Origin of the sequence: Occultella glacieicola (assembly GCF_004353825.1) — a bacterium.
In the GTDB taxonomy this organism is placed as follows: Bacteria; Actinomycetota; Actinomycetes; order Actinomycetales; family Beutenbergiaceae; genus Occultella; species Occultella glacieicola.
The window spans coordinates 129,847-151,031 of the sequence record NZ_SMNA01000011.1 but is presented as its reverse complement, the minus strand read 5'-3'; the positions used below and the strand labels follow the sequence as shown (position 1 = coordinate 151,031).

At 70.5% G+C, this 21,185-nt stretch carries 20 protein-coding genes, 1 tRNA gene, 1 pseudogene and 1 riboswitch; of the genes and pseudogenes, 19 read left to right on the top strand and 3 right to left on the bottom strand.

The annotated features are described in order from the left end of the window. Nucleotides 1-122: 122 nt before the first annotated feature. Nucleotides 123-857, bottom strand: coding sequence for a Type 1 glutamine amidotransferase-like domain-containing protein (locus EXU48_RS20000; RefSeq protein WP_133109444.1), 735 nt, complete (start codon nt 855-857; stop codon nt 123-125). Between the two features lie 286 nt (nt 858-1,143). On the opposite strand from EXU48_RS20000, the gene rplU reads away from it, so the two are divergent. From rplU to EXU48_RS19965, 7 genes are all read left to right on the top strand, one after another. Then, nucleotides 1,144-1,452, top strand: a complete 309-nt coding sequence (rplU, locus tag EXU48_RS19995) for a 50S ribosomal protein L21 (RefSeq protein ID WP_133109443.1) — start codon at nt 1,144-1,146, stop codon at nt 1,450-1,452. 38 nt (nt 1,453-1,490) lie between these two features. Further along, complete coding sequence (gene rpmA, locus EXU48_RS19990) at nt 1,491-1,748, top strand: 50S ribosomal protein L27 (protein ID WP_133109442.1); 258 nt, start codon at nt 1,491-1,493, stop codon at nt 1,746-1,748. Between the two features lie 115 nt (nt 1,749-1,863). Continuing rightward, nucleotides 1,864-3,366, top strand: coding sequence for a GTPase ObgE (obgE, locus tag EXU48_RS19985; protein WP_133109441.1), 1,503 nt, complete (start codon nt 1,864-1,866; stop codon nt 3,364-3,366). Further along, the gene (gene proB, locus EXU48_RS19980) at nt 3,363-4,514 is read left to right on the top strand and encodes a glutamate 5-kinase (RefSeq protein ID WP_133109440.1); all 1,152 of its coding nucleotides are present in this window, start codon (nt 3,363-3,365) and stop codon (nt 4,512-4,514) included. Before obgE ends, proB begins: the two co-directional genes overlap by 4 nt. Nucleotides 4,515-4,572: 58 nt before the next feature. Beyond that, the gene (locus tag EXU48_RS19975) at nt 4,573-5,523 is read left to right on the top strand and encodes a DUF4231 domain-containing protein (protein ID WP_133109439.1); all 951 of its coding nucleotides are present in this window, start codon (nt 4,573-4,575) and stop codon (nt 5,521-5,523) included. Further along, on the top strand, nt 5,520-6,053 hold the full coding sequence (locus EXU48_RS19970) for a TroA family protein (protein WP_133109438.1): 534 nt from the start codon (nt 5,520-5,522) through the stop codon (nt 6,051-6,053). Before EXU48_RS19975 ends, EXU48_RS19970 begins: the two co-directional genes overlap by 4 nt. Next, complete coding sequence (locus EXU48_RS19965) at nt 6,050-7,906, top strand: hypothetical protein (protein WP_133109437.1); 1,857 nt, start codon at nt 6,050-6,052, stop codon at nt 7,904-7,906. Before EXU48_RS19970 ends, EXU48_RS19965 begins: the two co-directional genes overlap by 4 nt. Before the next feature lie 12 nt (nt 7,907-7,918). On the opposite strand, the gene EXU48_RS19960 is transcribed toward EXU48_RS19965, so the two are convergent. After that, nucleotides 7,919-8,482 carry a flavin reductase family protein gene (locus tag EXU48_RS19960; protein ID WP_133109436.1) on the bottom strand — a complete coding sequence of 188 codons (564 nt, stop codon included), beginning with the start codon at nt 8,480-8,482 and terminating at the stop codon, nt 7,919-7,921. Further along, complete coding sequence (locus EXU48_RS19955) at nt 8,479-9,051, bottom strand: NADPH-dependent FMN reductase (RefSeq protein ID WP_133109435.1); 573 nt, start codon at nt 9,049-9,051, stop codon at nt 8,479-8,481. Before EXU48_RS19955 ends, EXU48_RS19960 begins: the two co-directional genes overlap by 4 nt. A gap of 245 nt (nt 9,052-9,296) precedes the next feature. Beyond that, nucleotides 9,297-9,412: riboswitch (SAM riboswitch) on the top strand. Nucleotides 9,413-9,692: 280 nt separating this feature from the next. Here EXU48_RS19955 and EXU48_RS19950 point away from each other — a divergent pair. From EXU48_RS19950 to EXU48_RS25525, 12 genes and pseudogenes are all read left to right on the top strand, one after another. Next, on the top strand, nt 9,693-10,733 hold the full coding sequence (locus EXU48_RS19950; RefSeq protein WP_133109434.1) for an LLM class oxidoreductase: 1,041 nt from the start codon (nt 9,693-9,695) through the stop codon (nt 10,731-10,733). A 79-nt stretch (nt 10,734-10,812) separates the two neighbouring features. Next, the gene (locus EXU48_RS19945; protein ID WP_133109433.1) at nt 10,813-12,171 is read left to right on the top strand and encodes a glutamate-5-semialdehyde dehydrogenase; all 1,359 of its coding nucleotides are present in this window, start codon (nt 10,813-10,815) and stop codon (nt 12,169-12,171) included. 85 nt (nt 12,172-12,256) lie between these two features. After that, nucleotides 12,257-12,409 (top strand): hypothetical protein, encoded by a 153-nt coding sequence (locus EXU48_RS24625; protein ID WP_165962911.1) that lies wholly within the window; start codon nt 12,257-12,259, stop codon nt 12,407-12,409. A 45-nt stretch (nt 12,410-12,454) separates the two neighbouring features. Next, nucleotides 12,455-13,105 carry a nicotinate-nucleotide adenylyltransferase gene (gene nadD, locus EXU48_RS19940; protein ID WP_407938762.1) on the top strand — a complete coding sequence of 217 codons (651 nt, stop codon included), beginning with the start codon at nt 12,455-12,457 and terminating at the stop codon, nt 13,103-13,105. Further along, nucleotides 13,102-14,559: a hypothetical protein gene (locus EXU48_RS19935; protein WP_133109432.1), complete on the top strand. Its 1,458-nt coding sequence runs from the start codon at nt 13,102-13,104 to the stop codon at nt 14,557-14,559. Before nadD ends, EXU48_RS19935 begins: the two co-directional genes overlap by 4 nt. Before the next feature lie 90 nt (nt 14,560-14,649). Next, on the top strand, nt 14,650-15,066 hold the full coding sequence (rsfS, locus tag EXU48_RS19930) for a ribosome silencing factor (protein WP_133109431.1): 417 nt from the start codon (nt 14,650-14,652) through the stop codon (nt 15,064-15,066). After that, complete coding sequence (locus EXU48_RS19925) at nt 15,063-15,713, top strand: histidine phosphatase family protein (protein WP_133109430.1); 651 nt, start codon at nt 15,063-15,065, stop codon at nt 15,711-15,713. The genes rsfS and EXU48_RS19925 overlap by 4 nt, the downstream gene beginning before the upstream one ends. 29 nt (nt 15,714-15,742) lie before the next feature. Next, nucleotides 15,743-15,815: transfer RNA gene (locus EXU48_RS19920), tRNA-Ala, on the top strand. A 791-nt stretch (nt 15,816-16,606) separates the two neighbouring features. Beyond that, a complete protein-coding gene (locus tag EXU48_RS25190; protein ID WP_235857156.1) occupies nt 16,607-17,170 on the top strand; it encodes a tyrosine-type recombinase/integrase in 564 nt (187 codons plus the stop codon). A gap of 1,398 nt (nt 17,171-18,568) precedes the next feature. Beyond that, nucleotides 18,569-20,173: a heparinase II/III family protein gene (locus EXU48_RS19905; RefSeq protein WP_165962909.1), complete on the top strand. Its 1,605-nt coding sequence runs from the start codon at nt 18,569-18,571 to the stop codon at nt 20,171-20,173. Between the two features lie 274 nt (nt 20,174-20,447). Further along, nucleotides 20,448-20,612, top strand: coding sequence for a hypothetical protein (locus tag EXU48_RS25530; RefSeq protein ID WP_165962908.1), 165 nt, complete (start codon nt 20,448-20,450; stop codon nt 20,610-20,612). 245 nt (nt 20,613-20,857) lie between these two features. Next, nucleotides 20,858-21,175: pseudogene (locus tag EXU48_RS25525) on the top strand (hypothetical protein); the annotation flags it as partial. Nucleotides 21,176-21,185 lie beyond the last annotated feature (10 nt).

The window sequence follows — 21,185 nt, the reverse complement described above, 5'->3', positions numbered from 1 at the left end:
GCGCCCCAGGTTAGTCGCCCACCGGCCCGCCACCCGGCCTCCACAGCGGGCCGCCCATGGGCAGGCCTGTCCGCCCAGGGGAGGGCATCCCACGGTCGCCGGCCCGATCCACGGTCCGGACCTCAGCGGGTCAGCAGCCGGGGTTCGAGGCGTTCCTCCACGGCGCCGCCGGCGGCGTCGCGGCGGACCACGTAGGCGCCCTTGCCGGGGACCTCGGTGACCGCCTCGACGAGGCGGGTGCCCGAATAGACCAGACCCACGCCGTCGTCCGTGCAGTGCGTCTGCCCGAGGGTGCCGTCCGCCACGAGCGAGTGCACGAGCGGCCGACGGCGGGACTCGTTGTCATAGTGCACGCCATTGCCGTAGGGGAGCAGTCCGAGGCCGTTGGTCACCGGGCGCAGTTCGGGGCCGAAGGAGTCCGTGGTGCCTCCGTCGAACCAGCAGATCGATCCGGCGCTCACCCCGGCGAGGACCACCCCGGCCGTCCAGGCCCGGCGCATGATCTCGTCCAGGCCGTGGACCCGCCAGACCGCGAGCAGGTTCGCCACCGACCCGCCGTCCACCCAGATCAGGTCCGCCCCGAGCAGGTGCCCCTCGAGATCGTCCAGGTTGGGCATGCTGAACAGGCGCACCGCGGTCAGGTCGAACCCGGCGTCCCGCGCTGCTTCGTGCATCATCGCGATCCGCCACTCCTGGTCGCCGCCGGCCGTGCCGAGAAAGCTGACCCGGGGCGCCCGGCCGGACACCCCGGAGAGGTCGACGCCGTGGTGCACCAGGGCGTCGAACTCCAGTCGCACCCGGTGCCCGGGACGGTAGCCACCGGACGTGGCCAGGATCGTGGGAGAATCGGCGGGCATGCTTCGGGCCTCGGTTCCGGTCGACGGCGGGTGCGTGCGGGGCACATCCTGCCCCATCGGGGCGCCGGGCCCACCCGGGCCCACCCCGTCATGGCGAAACTCACACGTGCGAGGTTTGCTCCGGCGGCCCCTCTCGCGTAATCTTGAGCGTCGGTGCCCCAGCACCGTCTCCCGTGGTGCGCGCCCCAGGGTGTGAGCAGCGGATGTCTTCGATGGCCATCAGGCCCGAGATGGCTGCCTGCGCGGGAACCCAGACATGTTGTGACGACAGAGATGAGCAGGAAAAGTGGTGTACGCGATCGTCAAGGCCGGCGGCCGACAGGAGAAGGTGTCCGTCGGTGACGTCGTCGTCGTGGACCGTCTCAAGGGCGCCGAGGGTGACTCGGTCGAACTCGAGCCCCTCCTGCTCGTCGACGGGGAGAAGGTGACCTCCGCGGCCGCCGACCTGAAGAAGGTCACGGTGACGGCGGAGATCGTTCGGGACGAGAAGGGCCCGAAGATCACCATCCTCAAGTTCAAGAACAAGACCGGATACCGCAAGCGCCAGGGGCACCGTCAGCAGCTGACGCGCCTCAAGGTCACCGGTATCAAGTAACCCTCCCACCCTCAGAGCTTCGAAAGAGCAGGTTCGTCATGGCACACAAGAAGGGCGCAAGCTCCTCCCGCAACGGGCGCGACTCCAACGCTCAGCGGCTCGGCGTCAAGCGCTTCGGTGGCGAGGTCGTCAAGGCCGGCGAGATCATCGTCCGCCAGCGGGGCACCCACTTCCACCCGGGCAACAACGTCGGCCGCGGCAAGGACGACACCCTGTTCGCCCTGGAACCGGGTGCGGTGCAGTTCGGTAGCCGCCGTGGCCGCAAGGTCATCGACGTCGTCGCCGCCGAGGCCTGAGCCTCCCGCGCACTCACGAACGTCCGGCGGGGGCGGAGCGGCAATGAGCCGCTCCGCCCCCGCCGTCTTTTGTTCCACACCATCCGTCGACCCAGCAATCGGGAGGTAGCCAGCCATGGCGAACTTCGTGGACCGTGTGGTCCTGCACGCGCGCGGCGGGGACGGTGGCCACGGCTGCGCGTCCGTGCACCGTGAGAAGTTCAAGCCGCTCGGGGGGCCCGACGGTGCCAACGGCGGCTCCGGCGGTGACGTGATCCTCGAGGTGGACCCACAGACCACCACGCTGCTCGACTACCACCACTCCCCGCACCGCCGGGCCGAGGGCGGTACCCAGGGCGCCGGCGACATGCGCACCGGCAGGCGCGGGGAGGACCTGGTGCTGCTGGTGCCGGACGGCACGGTCGTGAAGACGCCCGACGGCGAGCTGCTCGCCGACCTGGTCGGCGCCGGCACCCGCTACGTGGCCGCCCGCGGCGGGCAGGGCGGTCTCGGGAACGCCGCGCTTTCCTCACCCAAGCGCAAGGCCCCTGGCTTCGCCCTGCTCGGCGAGCCCGGCTGGGAGGAGGACCTCGTCCTCGAGGTCAAGACCGTCGCGGACGTGGCCCTCGTCGGGTTCCCGAGCGCCGGCAAGTCCTCGCTGGTCGCGGCGATGTCCGCGGCCCGCCCCAAGATCGCCGACTACCCGTTCACCACCCTGGTGCCGAACCTCGGTGTGGTGCAGGCCGGCCAGGCCCGGTTCACGATGGCGGACGTGCCCGGGCTGATCCCCGGTGCCAGCGAGGGCAAGGGCCTGGGCCTGGAGTTCCTGCGCCACATCGAGCGCTGCGCGGTGATCGTGCACGTGCTCGACTGCGCCACGCTCGACCCCGGGCGCGACCCGATCACCGACCTCGACGTCATCGAGGCGGAACTGGCCGCGTACGCCGGCGACGTCGGCATCGAGGGCGGCCGGGTCCCGCTGACCGAGCGGCCGCGGCTCGTGGTGCTGAACAAGATCGACGTGCCCGAGGCGCGTGACCTGGCCGAACTGGTCCGCCCCGACCTCGAGGCCCGGGGCTTGCGGGTGTTCGAGATCTCCACCGCCTCCCACGAGGGCCTGCGGCAACTGTCGTTCGCGCTCGCCGAGATCGTGCAGCAGGCCCGGGACGCCGCGCCCGCCCCCGAGGCGACCCGCACCGTGCTTCGGCCCCGCGCCGTCAACGAGGCCGGCTTCACGGTCACGCGCCGGCAGACCGACCACGTCTACTACCTCGTGCGGGGCGACAAGCCGGAGCGGTGGGTGCGCCAGACCGACTTCGCCAACGACGAGGCGGTCGGCTACCTCGCCGACCGGCTCCACCGGCTCGGCGTCGAGGACCAGCTGTTCAAGGCCGGTGCCGTCGCGGGCGACGAGGTCGTGATCGGCGACGGTCCCCGCGGCGTCGTGTTCGACTGGGAGCCGACCCTGCTCACCGGGCCCGAGCTGCTCGCCTCCCCGCGCGGCACGGACCTCCGCCTCGAGGAGCGCAGCCGGCCCACCCGCGCCGAGAAGCGCGAGGAGTTCCACGAACGGATGGACGCCAAGGCCGCGGCCCGCGCCGAACTGTGGACCGATCGAGACGACGACGACGACCGATGACCGCGACCCTCACCGACCGGTCGGAGTTCGCCGATCCGGCGCGCGCCCGTCGGATCGTGGTGAAGGTCGGCTCCTCCTCGCTCACCGATGACGCCGGTCGCCTCGACGTCGAGCGGCTGCAGGCGCTCACGGACGTCCTGGCCACCCGGGTGGCCGCCGGGGGGCAGGTGATCCTGGTCTCCTCCGGAGCGATCGCCTCCGCGCTCACGGTGCTCGGCCTGAGCGCCCGCCCGAAGGACCTGGCCACCGCCCAGGCCGCCGCCAGCGTGGGCCAGGGCCTCCTCATGGCGCACTACACCCGGGCGTTCGCAGCGCACGCGCGGACCGTCGGTCAGGTGCTGCTCACCGTCGAGGACGTGATCCGGCGCAGCCACTACCGCAACGCCCAGCGTGCCCTGGTGCGCCTGCTCGCGCTCGGCGTGATCCCGATCGTGAACGAGAACGACGCGGTCGCCACCCACGAGATCCGGTTCGGGGACAACGACCGCCTCGCGGCCCTGGTCACCCACCTGGTCCGGGCCGACGGGCTGTTGCTGCTCTCGGACGTGGACGCCCTCTACGACGGCCCGCCGACCCGCCCGGGCTCGACCCGGGTCGCCCGGGTGGACTCCCCGGCGGACCTCGACGGCATCGAGCTGACCGCGAAGGGTTCCCACGTCGGGACCGGTGGCATGGTGACGAAGGTCGAGGCGGCACAGATCGCCGTCGGCTCCGGGGTGCCGGTCATCCTGACCAGTGCGGCGAACGCGGCCGCCGCGCTCGCCGGGGACGACGTCGGCACCTGGTTCGCGGCCACCGGGCGCCGAATCCGGACGCGCCGCCTATGGCTCGCTCACGCCGCCCACACCCGCGGCCGGCTGATCATCGACGAGGGCGCCGTCCGGGCGGTGACCGTCGGGAAGAAGTCGCTGCTCGCCGCCGGACTGATCGGTGTCGAGGGCACCTTCCAGGCGGGTGACCCGGTCGAGATCGGCGCCGCCGACGGCACCGTCGTGGCCCGCGGGCTGGTGGCCTACGCCGCCGAGGAGCTGCCCGAGCGGATGGGGGCCACGTCGGCCCAGCTCCGGGAGCGGTTCGGGGACGGCAACGACCGCGAGGTGGTCCACCGGGACGACCTGGTGCAGGTGCGCCCCTACCGCGGAAACTGACGCCGCCGCCGGTTCACGGCCATTAGGCTGGGCCGTCGATGGATCGCCGGAGGGGTGCATGAGCCAGACGTCGGAGCCGAGTGTGCGCCCGCCGGGCATCCTGCGCGACGAGGACCTCTCCGGGGTGGTCGCCGCCGCCGACGATGTGGCCGTCAAGGCTCAGACCACGTTCGTGCGGGGCATGCGGGTCCACTACACGCTGCTCGTGCTGGCCGCACTGTGCGGGACGTTCTCCATCCCGCTGCCGGGCTCCGGGGCGGACATCGTGGCCGTCCTCGGCGCCGTGTGTTTCGGGGCCAGCCTGCTGCTGCGCGTCTACCTCAACACCAAGGACTCCGAGTCGCACTGGCTGCGGGCCCGGTCGGTCGCCGAGTCGGCGAAGGCGGACAGCTGGCGCTTCGCCGTGCGCGGCGCACCGTTCGGCCCGGACCTCGACGGGCCCCGGGCGCGGCGGATGTTCCTGTCCGCGCAGAACGACGAGATCGCGGACCTGGGCGTGACGCTGGCGACGCACGGCGAGAACCTCGAGTACGTCACCCGGGCCATGTCCGACCTGCGCGAGGCGGACTTCGCCACCCGGCGCGACGCCTACGTGACCGGTCGGATCGTGGACCAGATGACCTGGTACGCGCGCAAGAGCCGCCGGCACGGTGCGCTCGCCGACCGCTGGTTCCTCGCCATGCTCCTCGCCGAGGCCGCCGGGCTCGCCGCCGCGGTGCTCAAGGCCGCGAACATCATCGACCTCGACCTGCTCGGGGTCTTCGGCGCACTGGCCGCGGTGTTCGGGGCCTGGAACCAGATGCGCCAGCACCGCAAGACCCACGAGATCTACGGCCGCACGGCCAGCCACCTGGCCACCCTGGTCGCGTGGTCCCGGGAAGGCATCGACGAGCAGGACTGGCCCTCGTTCGTGGCCCGGTCCGAGGCCGTGCTCGCCGACGAGTCGACCACCTGGCAGTCGCTGCGCACCGCCGAGCCCGGCCGGACCCCGGACGAGTCGGTCGGATGAGCGTCAGGATCGCCGTCTCGGGCCACCGGATCTACGACGACGCCGCCCGCGACGTGATCGCCGCGGGGGTGCGCGCGGTCCTCGTACCCTACGCGCGCAGGAGTGACGGCGGGCCGGCCGGGCCGACCGGGCCGAATGAGCAGAGGCAGCCGGCCCACCTCGTGAGCAGTCTCGCCGAGGGCGCCGACCAGCTGGCAGCCGAGATCGCCCTGTCCCTCGGCCTGCGCCTCGAGGTCGTGCTGCCCGCCGCCGGGTACGCCGAGTCCCTGCTCGGGCAGTTCCGGGACCCGTTCGAGGACCTCTTGGCTCGGGCCGATTCCGTGCGTGTGCTCGACTACGACGAACCGGGCCCGGATGCCTACCTGGCCGCCGGCCTGGCGGTGCTCGAGGGCGCTGACCTGTTGCTGGCCGTCTGGGACGGTCAGGCCGAGCGTGGCGTCGGGGGGACCGCGCAGGTGGTCGCCGCCGCGCGCGATGCCGGCATCGAGGTGGTCGTCGTCTGGCCGGACGACTACGAGAGACCGGAGTGAGGGCGCCCATCGGGCGCCGAACCCGGCGCGCGTTGCTCACCCTGACCACCGTCCTGGTGACCGTCGTCCTGCTGACCTTCGCGACGCCGTCGGCCATCGCGGCGCCGGCCGGGGACCCACCCTGGACCCCCGGCGACGACTGGTTCCTGGTCACCTCGTCCGTCGACGAGAGCCTCGAGGACGCGCCCGGCTGCGGCACCGCGCAGCAGTGGCGCTGGCAGGGACCCGGCGCCGGCGGGGAACTGACCCTGTGGCACGCCGTCTGCGACGACGACGACGAGGCGATCGGGATGGCCGAGTGGCGCGGGATCCCGGGCCGGCCGGTCACCGGGGTCGCCGTGCTCGACGATCGCGAGCGGGTCCGCTGGAACGGGGCGGACGCCGAGCTGAGGTGGCAGTGGATCGCGAGCGGGGCGGACGCGACGACGCTCGTGGAACTGCGGATGCCCTGCCCCGAGGACCCCCGCGCGTGCGCCGGGCAACTGGCCCCGTACGTGCTCGACCTGCAGGACACGCTGGCCGGGCAGGGCTACGACGACGTGGAGTCGCCCCGTTACGACGTCAGTGACGTGCTCATCCAGACCATCGTCTTCGTGTGGCTGGTCTGGATCGTCTTCGTCGGTCCGTTCCGCCTGATCGCCTTCCTGCGCCGCCCGCGGTACCGGTCGGGATCGACCTCACCCCGGTACCACGACCTCACCCAGGTGGTGATGACCGCACGTTGGAAGCGACGGGTCCGCCTGTTCGTCTGGGGCCTCGCCGGGTTCCTCGTACTGGTCGAGCTGCAGGCGATCGTCGCCCGCGACACCGGCGCCGCGATCGGCGTCCTGGTCGCGCTCGCGGTGCTCGTCGGGATCGTCGCCCTGATGTACCGGTTCCTGCCGCCGCACCCGGTGGAGGACGTGCGGCCGGCGCGACTCGGCAGCCTCGGTGCCCGGGGCGGGGTGGGCATGGCCCTGAGCACCATCGCCTACGGGATGTTGCCGGTGGTGCTCGTCATCTTCGTGCTGCTGAACTGGTACGCGGGGGCGTCCGGCGGGTGGCCGGTCTCGTCCGCTGACGGGCTCTCGGGGCGCTGGGAGCCGCTCGCCGCCCCGCTGTACCCGATCGCCCGGGCGTTCGCGGGAGACCTTCAGGTCTGGCTGGTGCCCGTGCTCCTCGTCGTCATCGCACTCCTGGTGGCCCTGGACGAGTTCGGACGGCGGATCCGCGCCGCCTCGGTCGCGGACGCTCTCGCGCAGGACACCCGGCCGCACTACCTGTACCTGCGCAGCTTCGACGAGGACTCGCTGAAGCTACCGGGCCTGCTGCGTCGACGAGGCCTGCTCGGGGCGCTCAGCCTGTTCCGGCAGGTGCGGTTCGAGGAGGTGCTGGTGCAGCAGCTGTCGATGTCCGGGCCGGTCATCGCGATCGCGCCGCCCGGGGCCCGGATCGCCCCGATCGGCGCCGCCCGGGCCAGCTTCAGCAACGACGAGTGGCAGCAGCACGTGGCCCGGTACGCACAGACGGCCCGAGCGGTGATCCTGAGTGCGACCCCGAAGGAGGTCCGGCAGGGCTTCGCCTGGGAGATCGAACTGGTCGCGAACTACCTGCAGCACCGCCGGGTGATGGTGGTCCTCGGGCCGTGGAAACGCAGTCAGATCGCCCGGCGCTGGGCGACCTTCATCGGCGCCGTGGGGGCGATCCCGTTCTTCTCCCCGATCGCCGGGCCCTGGGTGCCGGACGGCGTCACGGTCCTCGCGCACAGCGAGCGGCAGGGCTGGCAGGCCTGGGGCTCCACGCGGCGCACCGACTGGACGTACTCGGTGGCGATCGACGCCGCCACGAGGGCCTACCTGCCGGACTGGTCCTGAGCCGGCCGTGACTCAGCCCAGCCGGCTGTGCCCGCCGATCTGGTGGTAGGTCCGGTCGTGGTAGACCAGCGGTGAGCCGGTCCGCGGGATCTCGGCGCTGAGCGCGCGCAGGGTGACCAGGTAGCTGTCCCCGGCCGGGATCCGCTGCACGACCCGGCCGCGGACCCTGGCGCAGGCCTCGGTGAGGGCCGGCTCACCGGTGGTCAGCCGGTGCCAGGGAGCGTCGGCGAACCGGTCGATGCCGCTACGGGCGAACGTGGTGGACAGGTGCGCCGCTGGGCCATCCAGGAAGTTCACGACCACGGTGCCGGTCTGGCTCAGCGCGGGCCACGACGAGGACGTCGAGGCGATCGAGAACGCGAGCAGCGGGGGAGCGGCGGACACCGAGATGACCGACGTCGCCGTGAAGCCGACCGGCAGCGCGGCCGCGGCATCGGTGCCGGGACCGTTGAACGTCACCACGGCCACGCCGGCCGGGTGCTGACGGAACACCTGCTTGTACTCGTCCGCATTCAGCTGGGGCTCGTCCTGCTCCGCGAGCAGGCGCTCGAGGGTGCTCAGCGTCTCGGTGGTCATGCCGCTGCCCCCGCCCGGGCGCCGGCGGTGACTGCACCGTGCAGGAGGTCACCGTGATCGGTGAACCAGGCGTCCAGCACGTCGTCGACGGTGCCCAGCTGGGACTCGACCAGCCCGAGGCCACGGGTCGGGACGCTCGCGCCGAGCTCGACGAGCAGCGAGCGCAGGTGGATGTCGGTGGAGAGCAGGTGGGCCGGGTTGCCGCTGACCACGACGGGCAGGGCGACGACCCCGCGTAGCCCGTTCGCGCCGTAGAGGTCGAGGAAGGACTTGAGCAGCCCGGTGTAGCTGGCCTTGTAGACGGGCGTGGCGACCACGAGCACGTCGGATCCGGCGACGCGGGCGAGTGCCTCGTCGGCCTCGGGGTGCTCGGGGGCGAACAGTTGCCCGGCGAGGTCGGCGAGCTCGATCACACGGTCGTCGATGGCAGTGTCGAGGCCCGCGGCGCCGATCAGGCCGTCGCGTCCGTTGAGGAGGGCCGTGATCCGGGCGGCGGTGGCCTCGGCGACCGCGAGGGTGCGAGAACCCCGGCGCGGATTGCCGCTCAGGGTGGTGAGGGTGAGGGTCATCGTTCCCGTCCGAGCTCGGCGATCTGGGTGACCGGGCGCCCATGGCTGGTGCTCCCGTGGTCCGAACGTACCGCCGCCCGCCGGGCCGCTTCGGGGACGCCTCGGGAATCCCGAATGCCGAGACGGGCGTCCAGCCCTGCGAGCCTGCCCGGCCTGCGGGGCCGGATGTCGGGCTCGTGCGCGCGCACGCCGTGTGCGCGGTTTTGTTGACACGTCATCCAAGGCTCTCCTAGACTCGGGCCCAAGGTCTTGAGTGTCAGCATCACAGCCCCGGCTTGCTGACCGGCAACCCTCCAACTGCGGTGGGGTGCCCCGGGTGACGACCTGGCTCCGGTCGTTCGACGCGGAGCAAGCGCACGGCGCCGCAGGCGCCCGAGTAGAGGGAAACACCACCGATGGGTATCAGCATCAGGGAACTCACGACGACGCCGCTGCGGGTGTCCCGTCCGATGTGCTGTTGTCCGATGCCGGCGATGTCGGCGATGCCGGTCCAGGCCTGAGCCGACCCTCATCCGATGCCCCGGGCGTCCCGCCCCTCGGCGTCACCTCCTGTTCGACGGCCCGCTGGCCGGCACGCGTGACACGTGCCGCGCGGGTGTACCGGGCAGGCCCCCGCTCGAACCGTGAAGGCGTGAACACCCATGTCGAAGTCCCCGCGTACCCCTAGCACCACCTCCCTGATCGCCCTCGACCTGTCCGGCGCCGGAGCGCCCCGGGAGTGGCGCCGGACCGAGGACAGCGAGGCCGAGTCGTTCATCATGGGCCGGCTCGCCGGTCTGGCGTCCCTGGCCGACAAGGGTGGCGTCGACCTGCTCACCCTCGACGAGACCTTCCGCGTCGGTGGCCCGCGCCGTCGCGACGCGTGGCTCGACGGGGCCGTGGCCGCGTCCCGCCTGGCCCGGCACACCCGCACCGCGACCCTGGTGGCGGCCGTGCCGCTGGGGGCGTCCCGGCCCGAGCACGTGGCCGGTGCGGTATCCAGCGTGCATCGTGCGAGCGCCGAGCGGGCCGGCTGGCAGCTCGAGACGGCCCCGGTGAACGGGACCAGCGCGCGCGCCGTGGACGCCGTCATCAACTCCTGGGTGACGCCGCAGCGGGACACCCGGTCGGGCTCGGCCCGTTCCTCGGGCGCGGCCGAGTCCGGACGCCGTGCTCCGATCGTCGTCATCCCGGTCCGCAACGCCGTCGACCTGGAACTGGCCGCCGCCCGCGCCGACGTCGCTCGCCTCTCGGTGGCCACCCTCGAGGAGGCTCGCACGGCACGCACGGCGATCCGCAACGCCGCCGCCGAGTGGGGCCGCAACCCCGACGACGTGCGGGTGGTCATCGACGTCCACGTCGTGATCTCTGCCGACCGGCCGAGCGCCCGGGCGCGCTGGGACCTGCTCAACTCCCTGGAGACGGCACCCCGGACGGCGCCGTTGCGGTCGATCGGCACGGCCGCGGACCTCGTCGACCTCTGGGCCGAGTGGGTGCACGCCGGTGCGGCCGACGGCTTCACCGTGATCCCCGCCTCGGTGCCCACCGATGTGCTCGCGCTGGTGCAGGACGTCGTGCCCGCACTCGCGGCCCGGGGACTGCGCACGGGAGGCTCGGCGCCGGCCACGACCGGTGCGCCCGCCGCCGGCACGGCGTCCCGGGCGGCGAGGTCGACGCGGCTGCGTACCGCCGCCGAGGCCTGAGCCGGTCCCGTACGACGCCGCCGGGTCCGGCCGGCGGACCGGACCCGGCGCGGCGGTGACCCCGGCCTATCCTTGAGCCATGAGTGTCCAGTCCCTGCCGACCGACTCCACCGACGCCGACGCGCGCAGCGCGGCGCCGGACGACCAGACCGACGCCGAACCGCAGACGCCGAGCCCGGCGCGCATCGCCGTCGTCGATGCCGCGCAGCGGGCGAAGGCCGCCGCGCGCGTGCTCGCCGGCGCCACCCGCGGCACCAAGGACGAAGCCCTGCACGCGCTGGCCGACGCGCTGGTCGCGGCGCAGGCGGAGGTCGTGGCCGCCAACGCCGAGGACGTCGAACGGGAGCGTGCGGGCGGGATGAGCCCCGGCCTCCTCGACCGGCTCCGCCTCGACGAGGCCCGGGTCGTCGCCATCGCCGATGCCCTCCGGGACCTCGCCGCGCTGCCCGACCCGGTCGGTGAGGTGGTCCGGGGGTCGACCCTGCCGAACGGCCTCACCGTGCGTCAGGTTCGGGTCCCGATGGGCGTGGTCGGGATGATCTACGAGGCCCGCCCGAACGTGACCGTCGACGCTGCTGGGCTCGCCCTCAAGAGCGGCAACGCGGTGATCCTGCGTGGTGGCTCGGCGGCCGCCCGCAGCAACGAGGTGATCGTGCGAGTGCTTTCCCGCGCCCTCGAGCGCGTCGGCCTGCCCGGCGACGCGATCCAGTCGATCGACGCCCACGGCCGGGAGGGAGCCCGGGAGCTGATGCGAGCCCGTGGCCTCGTCGACGTGCTCGTACCCCGCGGTGGCGCCGGCCTGATCCGGACCGTCGTGACCTCCTCGACCGTGCCGGTGATCGAGACCGGCGTCGGCAACTGCCACCTGTTCGTGGACGCCGGAGCGGACGTGGCCAAGGCCACCGCGATCCTGCTGAACTCCAAGACCCAGCGGGTCGGGGTGTGCAACGCGCTGGAGACCCTGCTGGTGCACGAGGCGATCGCCGCCGACTTCCTGCCCGGCGCACTGAGCGCACTCGCCGCGGCCGGTGTGCGGATCCACGGCGACGCGGCCACCGGCGCCCTCGCCGGTGACGACGTGGACTTCCAGCCCGCCACGGACGCGGACTGGGCCACCGAGTACCTGAGCCTCGACCTCGCGGTGCGCGTCGTGCCGGACCTGGACACCGCCATCGAGCACATCCGGACCTGGACCTCCGGCCACACCGAGGCCATCTGCACCCCGGACGTGACCTCGGTGCAGCGGTTCACCACCGAACTCGACTCGGCCGCGATCATGGTGAACGCCTCGACGCGGTTCACCGACGGCGGGCAGCTCGGGCTCGGCGCGGAGATCGGCATCTCCACCCAGAAACTGCACGCGCGCGGGCCCATGGGCCTTGCCGAGCTGACCACTACCACGTGGATCGTCCAGGGTGACGGACACGTGCGGCCATGATCACCTCGTGCCGTCTCGGAGATGACCGCCGGACGTGCGAGACTTGTCCCTTGAGCGTTGTGGAACCCTAGGAGGACCCGGGTCGATGAGTAACTCACTGCTGACATTCGCCGCCGAGCACGGCGAGGAGGCCTCGGGCATGCCTCCGCTGGGCTTCGGGCTGGTCGCATTCGCTGCTTTCGTGTTCCTGCTGTTGGTGGTTCTCGCATTCCGCAGCGTGGGCACCCGCCACCGCTGACGTGGCTCCTGCCGGCGTCGGGGCCACAACCCGGCGGAACGGGTCGTGATCGCAGCCAGCCCGGTGCCCCTGCGGGTGGGCATCATGGGCGGGACGTTCGACCCCATCCACCACGGCCACCTCGTGGCGGCCAGTGAGGTCGCCGACGAGTTCGGTCTGGACGAGGTCGTGTTCGTCCCCACCGGGGCGCAGCCGTTCAAGCTGGACCGGAACGTCACCGTCGCCGAGCACCGGTACCTGATGGCGGTGGTCGCGACCGCCTCCAACCCGCGGTTCACCGTGTCCCGGGTGGACATCGAACGGCCCGGGATCACGTACACGATCGACACTCTCCGTGACCTGCGGGCCGCGTACCCCGGGGCGGAGTTGTTCTTCATCACCGGTGCGGACGCACTCAGCCAGATCATGCAGTGGAAGGACGTCGCGGAGCTCTGGAAACTGGCGCACTTCGTCGGCGTCACCAGGCCGGGCCACGACCTGAGCGCCGAGGAACTCCCACCCGGTGAGTACTCGCTGCTCGAGATCCCCGCCATGGCGATCTCCTCGACGGACTGCCGGGAGCGCGTGATCGCGGGCAAACCGGTCTGGTACCTGGTGCCGGACGGGGTGGTGCAGTACATCGGCAAGCACCGGCTCTACAAGGACGAATCGACGATCACGGAGAGGGTGGCAGCACCAGTGGGGGAGGACCTGTGAGCGAGGAGGACACCTCGACCGCCGGCCTCGGCGAACGTCGGCGACGCCGGGAGGCGGAGCGAGCCCGGGCAGCCGCCGAGGGACTCGAGCGACCGATGACCCGGCGGGAGATGCGCGCCCGGGACGAGGCACTCGCCAGCGGCGCGCTGCAGTTGGGTCCTGACGGTCCGGTGCCGACGCCGATGTCCGCGGTCAGCGGTCAGAGTGGGCAGAGCGGCCACAGTGCGTACACCGCGCCTTCGGCGGGCACCCCTGCCACCGCGGACGCGGAACGTGCCGTCGCCGACCCGGCGGACGCCGTCGGGCCCGCCACGATGGGCGCCTCGACCACCGCGGACGCGGCGACCGACGACCCGACCGCCACGGAGGCGGCGACCGACGACCCGACCGCCACGGACGCGGCGACCACGGGTGGAACGTCCGCGGGCCTGGAGTCGGCGGACGCGGTGACCCCGGACCCGGCACCCGCCGACCCGGCGCCGGCAGCGGCGTGGACCTCGGACCCGGCGACCGGTGACGTCGACGCCGCCACGACCGGCGAGTTCGGCGTGTCGCGACGATCCCTGCGGGCCAAGCAGGCCAGCGCGGACGCCGAGCCGGCGAGCCCCGAAGCCCCGAGCGAACGGACCGGGACCGGGCGTCGCCCCGTCGTGCGACCACCGGCGGCCGCGCGTGCGACCCGTGGACTCGACGAGACAGGTGGGCTGACCCCGATCCAGCGGGCCGTCCGCGACATCAATGCCGCGACCGATACGGCCGCCGACCCGCCACGCGACGCGGTCGTCGCCGAGCGTTCGCCGGCGCCGAGCCCGGGCCCGCTGCCGAGCACGGACGCGGCGTCCACCTGGGGCTCGGAGGCGTCGGACGTCACCGCGGTCCTGCCGGTGACCGACGTGCCCGCCGGTCGCGAGCCCGATCTGGTGTACGACGGCGGCCCGCTGCCCGTGACGCGCCGCTCCAGTCGCTCGTACCCGGCCGAGCCCGCCTCGACCGCCTCGACCGACGCCGCCGGCACCGAGCACTCCGCCGACCCCGCGGAGGTGGCCGACGGCGCCGACGAGTCGGACGACTCGTTCGACATGGCACCCCGCTGGGCGAGCGTGATCTCCGGGGAGTCCGATGACGGTGCCGTCGAAGCCCCCGCCCTCGCGGCGTCCAGCCCCGAGGCGCCCGCGGCGGCGTCTGCAGGCTCCCGGGAGGAGTTGCTCGAGGGTGACCACGAGGACGAGGACTACGACGAATTCGATGACGACGAGGATGAGGACGAGGGCACGCCGGGTTGGCTGCGGGCGCTGCAGATCATCGTGCTGATCCTCGTCGGTCTCGTGCTCGGGCTGCTCGTCTGGCAGGTGGCGATCGGCAACGTCTTCGGCGGCAGCGACGGGCTCGCAGCCCTGGCCGCGACGGCCGGGCCGGACCCGGGCGTCGGCTCTGCTCACGGGCCCGCCGCATAGGCTGACGCCGCCGCCGCATAGACTGACCCGAGACCGGCGGCTCCAGGAGGTGCCGCGTCGACGACCGTCCGACCCGTACCGAGGAGCACCGTGCCCGCTGATGACCGCGCCATCGAACTGGCGATCGTCGCCGCCCGCGCCGCCGCCGACCTCCTGGCCCGGGAGATCATCGCGCTCGACGTCTCCGAACGGCTGGTCCTGACCGACGTCTTCGTCGTCGCCTCCGGCTCCAGCGAACGCCAGGTGAAGGCCATCGTCGACGCCGTGGAGGACGCCCTGGCCCAAGAGGGTGCCAAGGCCGTCCGCAAGGAGGGCGTTGCCGAGGGGCGCTGGGTGCTGCTCGACTTCGGCGACATCGTGGTTCACGTCCAGCACGACGAGGACCGCGAGTTCTACGCCCTGGAACGGCTCTGGAAGGACTGTCCCGTGGTCGAACTGCCGCCGGACGTCCATGGTCACCCCAGCGCCGGCGAGGCACCGGAGGACCGGACCCTCGGGCAGGCATGAGCGCCGGAACCCTCCTGCTCTGGCGGCACGGTCAGACGGATTACAACGCGACGGCTCGGCTGCAGGGCCAGGTCGACATCGCGCTCAACGAACATGGCCGGGCGCAGGCCGCCGCCGCAGCCCCGTTCCTCGCGCAATTGAGCCTGACCAGGATCGTCGCGTCCGACCTGATGCGGGCCGCGGAGACGGCGCAGTCCCTCGCCGACCTCGTCGGCCTGGACGTGGGCACCGACGCACGGCTGCGCGAGCGGAGCTTCGGCGACTGGGAGGGCCTGACTCATCCCGAGATCGAAGCCGGCTGGCCGGACGCCTTCGCCGCCTGGAACGCCGGCGCGCACCCGGAGGGCGTCAACGCCGAGACCAGGGGTGAGGTCGGTCACAGGTTCGCCGAAGCAGTCCTCGCTGCGGCCGAGCCGCTCGGCGAGCACGAGATCCTCGTCGTGGTCTCCCACGGCGCCGCCATCAGCGCCGGGATCACGGCCCTGATCGGCCAGGATCCTGAGGTCTGGCGGGGCATCACGGGCATCGGCAACTGCCACTGGTCGGTGCTGCGCACCAACGACGGGCAGCGCCCGAGCTGGCGCCTGTCCGCCCACAACGTCGGAGTGCGCGAAGCGGATTTCGCAGTTGCGGCCCGCATCGTCTAAACTAGCAACGCCCTTCGGGGCTCCCACACGGGGCTATGGCGCAGTTGGTAGCGCGCTTCCATGGCATGGAAGAGGTCAGGGGTTCGAATCCCCTTAGCTCCACAGTCGAAAGGCCGGATCGTTGAGATCCGGCCTTTCTGGCTGGATTCCGCAGTTTTCGTGTTCTGGCCGATGTGCAGGAGTGAGCAGCGGTAACGCTCTATGTGGCAGCAGAACTGGCACATAGCTGGCACACTCCTCGCGTCTGGAGATGGGCTGGATGTGGGGAGGGGTCCGAACCCGCATGGCGAAGCGCCCTCTCCCTCGCGGTATCTCCGACTTCCGGGGACGTTCCCGTGCGCGCCTGACGATGGACGCGCAGACGTACACCGTCGGGATCTTCGACACCCTGGGTGAGGCCAAGGCGCGCTGGACCTCGCCAAGGGCGAGCGCGCCCGCGACACGTTCGTGCCTCCAGCCACGGTGCGTGCAGGCCGCGAGGCCGCCGTCGAGACGGCCGAGCGCGAGTCGCTGACGCTGTCGCAGTGGGCCGATCAGTGGCTTACCGACCTCGACACGAACCCGAAGCGCTCCCGGGCAGCCGTGGTCAGCTACCGGTCGGTTCTGAGCGCGCATGTGCTTCCGGTGCTCGGCGAAGTGAGGCTCGTCGACCTGACGGCGGAGCAGGTGGCCGAGTTGCTCGCCGAGGTGAGCTCGCGGCCGTCCACGCGCCACCCTGGTGCCGCGCTCAACGGTGTGGCACCGAATGTGGCGCGTGTACTGCGCTCATGCCTGAACACCGCCATCAAGCGCAAGGCCGGCGGACTGACGGTGTTTACGTTCCCGAGGCTCCGACACACTCGCGGGAGCGGCCCACGCCACCATCGGGGGAGGACGTCGCCACTCCCGGGCAGGTGGCCGCGCTGGCCGCTGCCATGCCGGAGCGCCTGCGCATCGCGGTGCCGCTCGCGGCCTGGTGCGCGATGCGCATCGGGGAGGTCCTCGGGCTACAGCGGCGCGATCTCGACCACCTCGACGACGCAGCGCGCGCCACATTGCACGTGCGCCGGCAGTTCAACGTGAAGGCGGGCAGGCTGACTCCACCGAAAGTCGGTTCGACACGCTCCGTCGCGCTGCCGGCGTTCCTGCTCACCGACCTACGCACGCACCTTGACACGCACACCGGCCCGGAGCCCGAAGCCGCTGTGCTGGCTACCCGGCGCGGCCGGGTGTCTCAAACGGCACTGGACAACGCCTGGCGGGTGGCTCGGACGGAGGCCGGGCTGCCGAGGTTCCGGTTTCACGACTTGCGGCACACGGGGCTGACTGTTTACGCACAGCAAGGCGCGACTCTGGCCGAGCTGCTGCACCGCGGTGGCCACACTGACGTGACCGTGGCGCTGCGGTATCAGCACGCGACCGCTGAGCGGGACCGGGCTTTAACGACGCGGCTCAACAAGATCGTGACGGACGGCTGAACACGGATTTGATCGAGACCCACGGTGACGGTGAGCATGTCGGCAGGCACGCGGACGAGCTGCCAGTCGAATAGTCCGTGGACCCAGCGCCACACGACCCATGCTCAGACTCCCGTAGACATGCCATGTGGGCTCCCTCAAAGGTAACCGTGCGATTTGTTTCGACCGCCAGGACAGCCTCCAGCGCCGAGAACACGAGGATGGCCTGGTAGCCATGCTCAGAACCTCCAGGGCCGAACGTGCTAGCTCCAGAGCGGGCTTCCGGGAGACCCGTCGAGTTGAAAGTAGACCCGCCAGTCGTCGACCTCCGGGATGAGCTCGTCGTGGAACCTGTCGTCGATCCCGGCGTACCTTGCCCATGGCAGCGCGTGATTGTGGCGCTCCCGAGCGCTTTGGCGAAGGCGTGAGCGCCGCACGGTTGCCTGTCGCTGCCGGTTCCGGCGCAGCGCAGGCTCGTAGGCCGCTCGGAGGGCCCATCCTCAGATAGCGGCCGATGGAGAGCAGGCCCTGGATCGGGCCGGCGACGGACACGGCGACCTGCATCGGTGAGCGCTCCCTCCCACTCCCATCAGGCTGGGAATGCCTCGGCGCGTCACGGTTCGATACTTGAAGGGCCGCGGCCCAGCGTGGCGATTTCGTAGCTACCGCCACGGGTGGGGGTTCGACGCGCCAGCGGTGTTGCCCGACCCGGAACGCCGATGTGGCTTGTCTGTACTGGCTGATGGCAGTCTGCGGTGTCGTGGTGGGGGGAGAAGGGCGCTGCCGCACTCTGCCGTCTAGATCCTTGATGAGGTCGGCCGGAGTCCGCGGCCACGCTGTTCGTCCGATGCTGGACTGGATTGAACGAGATTGATTGTTGAATCAATCTTGACGAGATCTCTGGAGCAATGTTGAGTTGGTCACGCAAAGCCAGTAAGCGCGGAGGAATTGGGGCCTCCCGAGGAATGCGGTGTTCCTCGATATGCGGCTGCCTCATTGTACTCAACGGCCGCCTGGGACTACCTGACCAACGATGCGGCACTGGTGCCACCACGGAGGAGTAAAACTATGGTAGGACGAGCGATCTTCCATACGTCGCCGAGCCGTCGGACGGCCCTCAAGTTGGCCGCGGCCGCGTGCGCATCGGCGGCCACAGGTCGAACGGTCGCATTTGACGGAGTCGACGACACCCGGGGGGTACGAGGAAGCCTCGCAGGGATTCATCCACGTCTGCTTGCGACCGCGACAGACTTCGCTGATGTATCGGCGCGTATCGCCAATGACCAAGTATCGGCGTCATGGTTCGGGACGCTTCAGACACTCGGAACGGGGCTGCTGACGGTGGCGCCGCCAACATTCGTGAGCGGCAACCTTCTGAACATCTCACGGACAACTGTCAATCGAATCTACACCCTCTCGATGCTCGCTCAGCTTGGCGGTGCCCAAACCTATGCCGAGCGCGCCTGGGATGAGGTTGAGGCCATCGCCGGGTTCCCGAGATGGAGCCCCTCCGATCCTCCGAACCTCGCCGGTGACTATCTGCCGATGGCAGAAATGACCCACGCCGTCGCCATCGCCTACGACTGGCTGTTCGAGTCTTGGACCGCCACCCAGCGCACCACCGCTCTGGACGCCATCGTCGAGAAGGGTCTGCAGCCTGCGATGAGCGGCTATCTCAATAATGCCCCATCGCTGACCTCGATCAACAACGTGGGAACCGTGTGCAACAGCGGTTTTGGGCTCGGCGCGCTCGCAATCGCACAGGAGTCGCCGACGATCGCTGCCGATGTGCTTGCTGAGAGCCTGAGTGCGATTCTCCCAGGTGTCGAGCAGTTGAGCCCTGATGGTGGATACCCCGAAGGTGGATACTGGGGTTACGCGATCAGGTACCTGGTCATCTATCTCGCCGCACTCGAATCCGCACTCGGCGATGACGATGAATTATCGGACGTTCCGGGCCTGTCCGAGACTGGCGACTTTGCCATACACCTCACTAGCCCAACCGGGAAGTTCTTTAACTTCTATGACTCGGATGCCACAGCCCAACAGCCTCCCGAGCTCTTGTGGCTATCCAATAGATACTCGAAGCCAGCCTACACGTGGTGGGGAAGCCAGAGCAGTTCCACGGATTCACTCTTTCTTCCGCGCTACCTCCTGTGGTACGACCCGAGCAAGAACCTGGACCCGACGGCGTCGGGGCTCACACTCGACCGCTACTTCCAGAACATCGAGTTGGCCACCTTTCGCAGCGCCTGGGAGGATCCCAACGCGGTCTTCGTTGGCTTCAAGGCAGGGGACAACAGCACCAATCATGCCGATCTCGACCTCGGGACCTTCGTCATCGACGCGATTGGTCAACGGTGGGCCAGCGATCTCGGCGGTGACAGTTACGGGCTGTCGGGGTACTTCAACTACGGGCCGAACGGCCAAAGGTGGAATTACTACCGCAAGCGCGCCGAGGGTCAGAACACGTTGGTCATCAATCCGACAGCGGGACCAGATCAGGATCCCAGCGCGTCGGCGAGCATCACTCGCCATGACTCGTGGGCCTCAGGCGCCTTCGCGATCGCAGATCTCACCGCCGCCGTTCCGGGAGCTGCAGTCACATCTTGGGAGCGTGGGCTCGCCATGATCGACTCGCGGCAACAGGTCATCGTTCAGGATGAAGTTGTGGCCGACGACGCGGTCGACGCCTGGTGGTTCATGCACACCTACGCGGCTGTCCAGGTCGCGCCGGACGGGTTGTCTGCGGAACTCACGCTTCGCGGTGCACGCCTCCTCGCGCGGATCCTCGCAGGTCCGGCGGGGGCGGTATTCACGGTGGCTGCCGCCGCGCCACTGGCGAGCTCTCCAGTGCCGAGCGGGCAGTCGACGAACGCCAACGTCACCAAGCTCGCCATCGAGCTGCCAGCCGTCACAGCGTTCCGTTTGAGCGTGCTGTTTAGCCCGATCGATCCGATCGACGGGGCGGGGACCCCTCCGTCCGTGAGCCCTCTCGAGAACTGGTCGGATGGCATGTCTTAGCCTCCACAAGGACGATTCTCACGCGGAACTTGCAGGTGAGATCGTTGCTTGGGTGTGCGCAATTCTACGGCGATGCCGGGTCTGCCGCACGGATAGGTGACACCTGATCTGCCTAGCCCGAGGGTTGGGCTCGAAGGGTGATCACTGTGACCAAGCCGTATCCCAAGGAGTTTCGCGACGACGTCGTGAGGGTCGCCAGGAACCGTGAGCCTGGTGTCGGGCTGGAGCAGATCGCCATGGACTTCGGGGTCCACTTCACGACGCGTATAGCTGGATGAAGAAAGCCGACATCGAAGACGGTCAGCGTCCCGGCACCACCGAGGTCCAGTCCGCTGAGCTGCGTGAAGCCAAGCGGCGGATCAAGACTCTCGAGCAAGAAGTCGAGGTGCTGCGCTGTGCCGCGTCGTACTTCTCTCAGGTGCATCTGCCGGGAAAATGAGTTCCCCGCTCGTCCGTGACCTTGCCGATGACGGGATCCCCGTGACGGTGACGTGCCGGATGCTCAAGATCGCCGGCCAGCCCTACTAGCGCTGGCTCGGGAGTCCGGGTCGCGTCTGCTGACCTCGACCAGGCTTACCGCGCCAACGTGCTCTTCGACGCCCACCGCGACGATCCCGAGTTCGGCTACCGGTTCCTGGTCGATGAGGCCCGCGATGCCGGCACTGCGATGGCTGAGCGCACCGCGTGGAAGATCTGCCGGGAGGCAACGGCTGGTGGTCGGCGTTCGGCAAGAAGCGAGGCAGGAACGGCAAGAAGCCCGGGCCACCTCTGCACGAGGACCTGCGTGCCGTGGTCGACGACAAGGGCCGGACCCGGCAAGAATTCAACGCCGCGGCCGCCAACGAACTCTGGATCGGCGACATCACCCCGAACACTGGAATCCAAGCCAACGAAGGCAAGCTCTACATCTGCGCGTTCAAGGGCGTCTTCGTGACTTGGATCGAGCGGACCTACCACCGTCGCCGTAGACAGCACCCCCTGGGCCGGTTGACGCCCATCGAAGACCACGCCA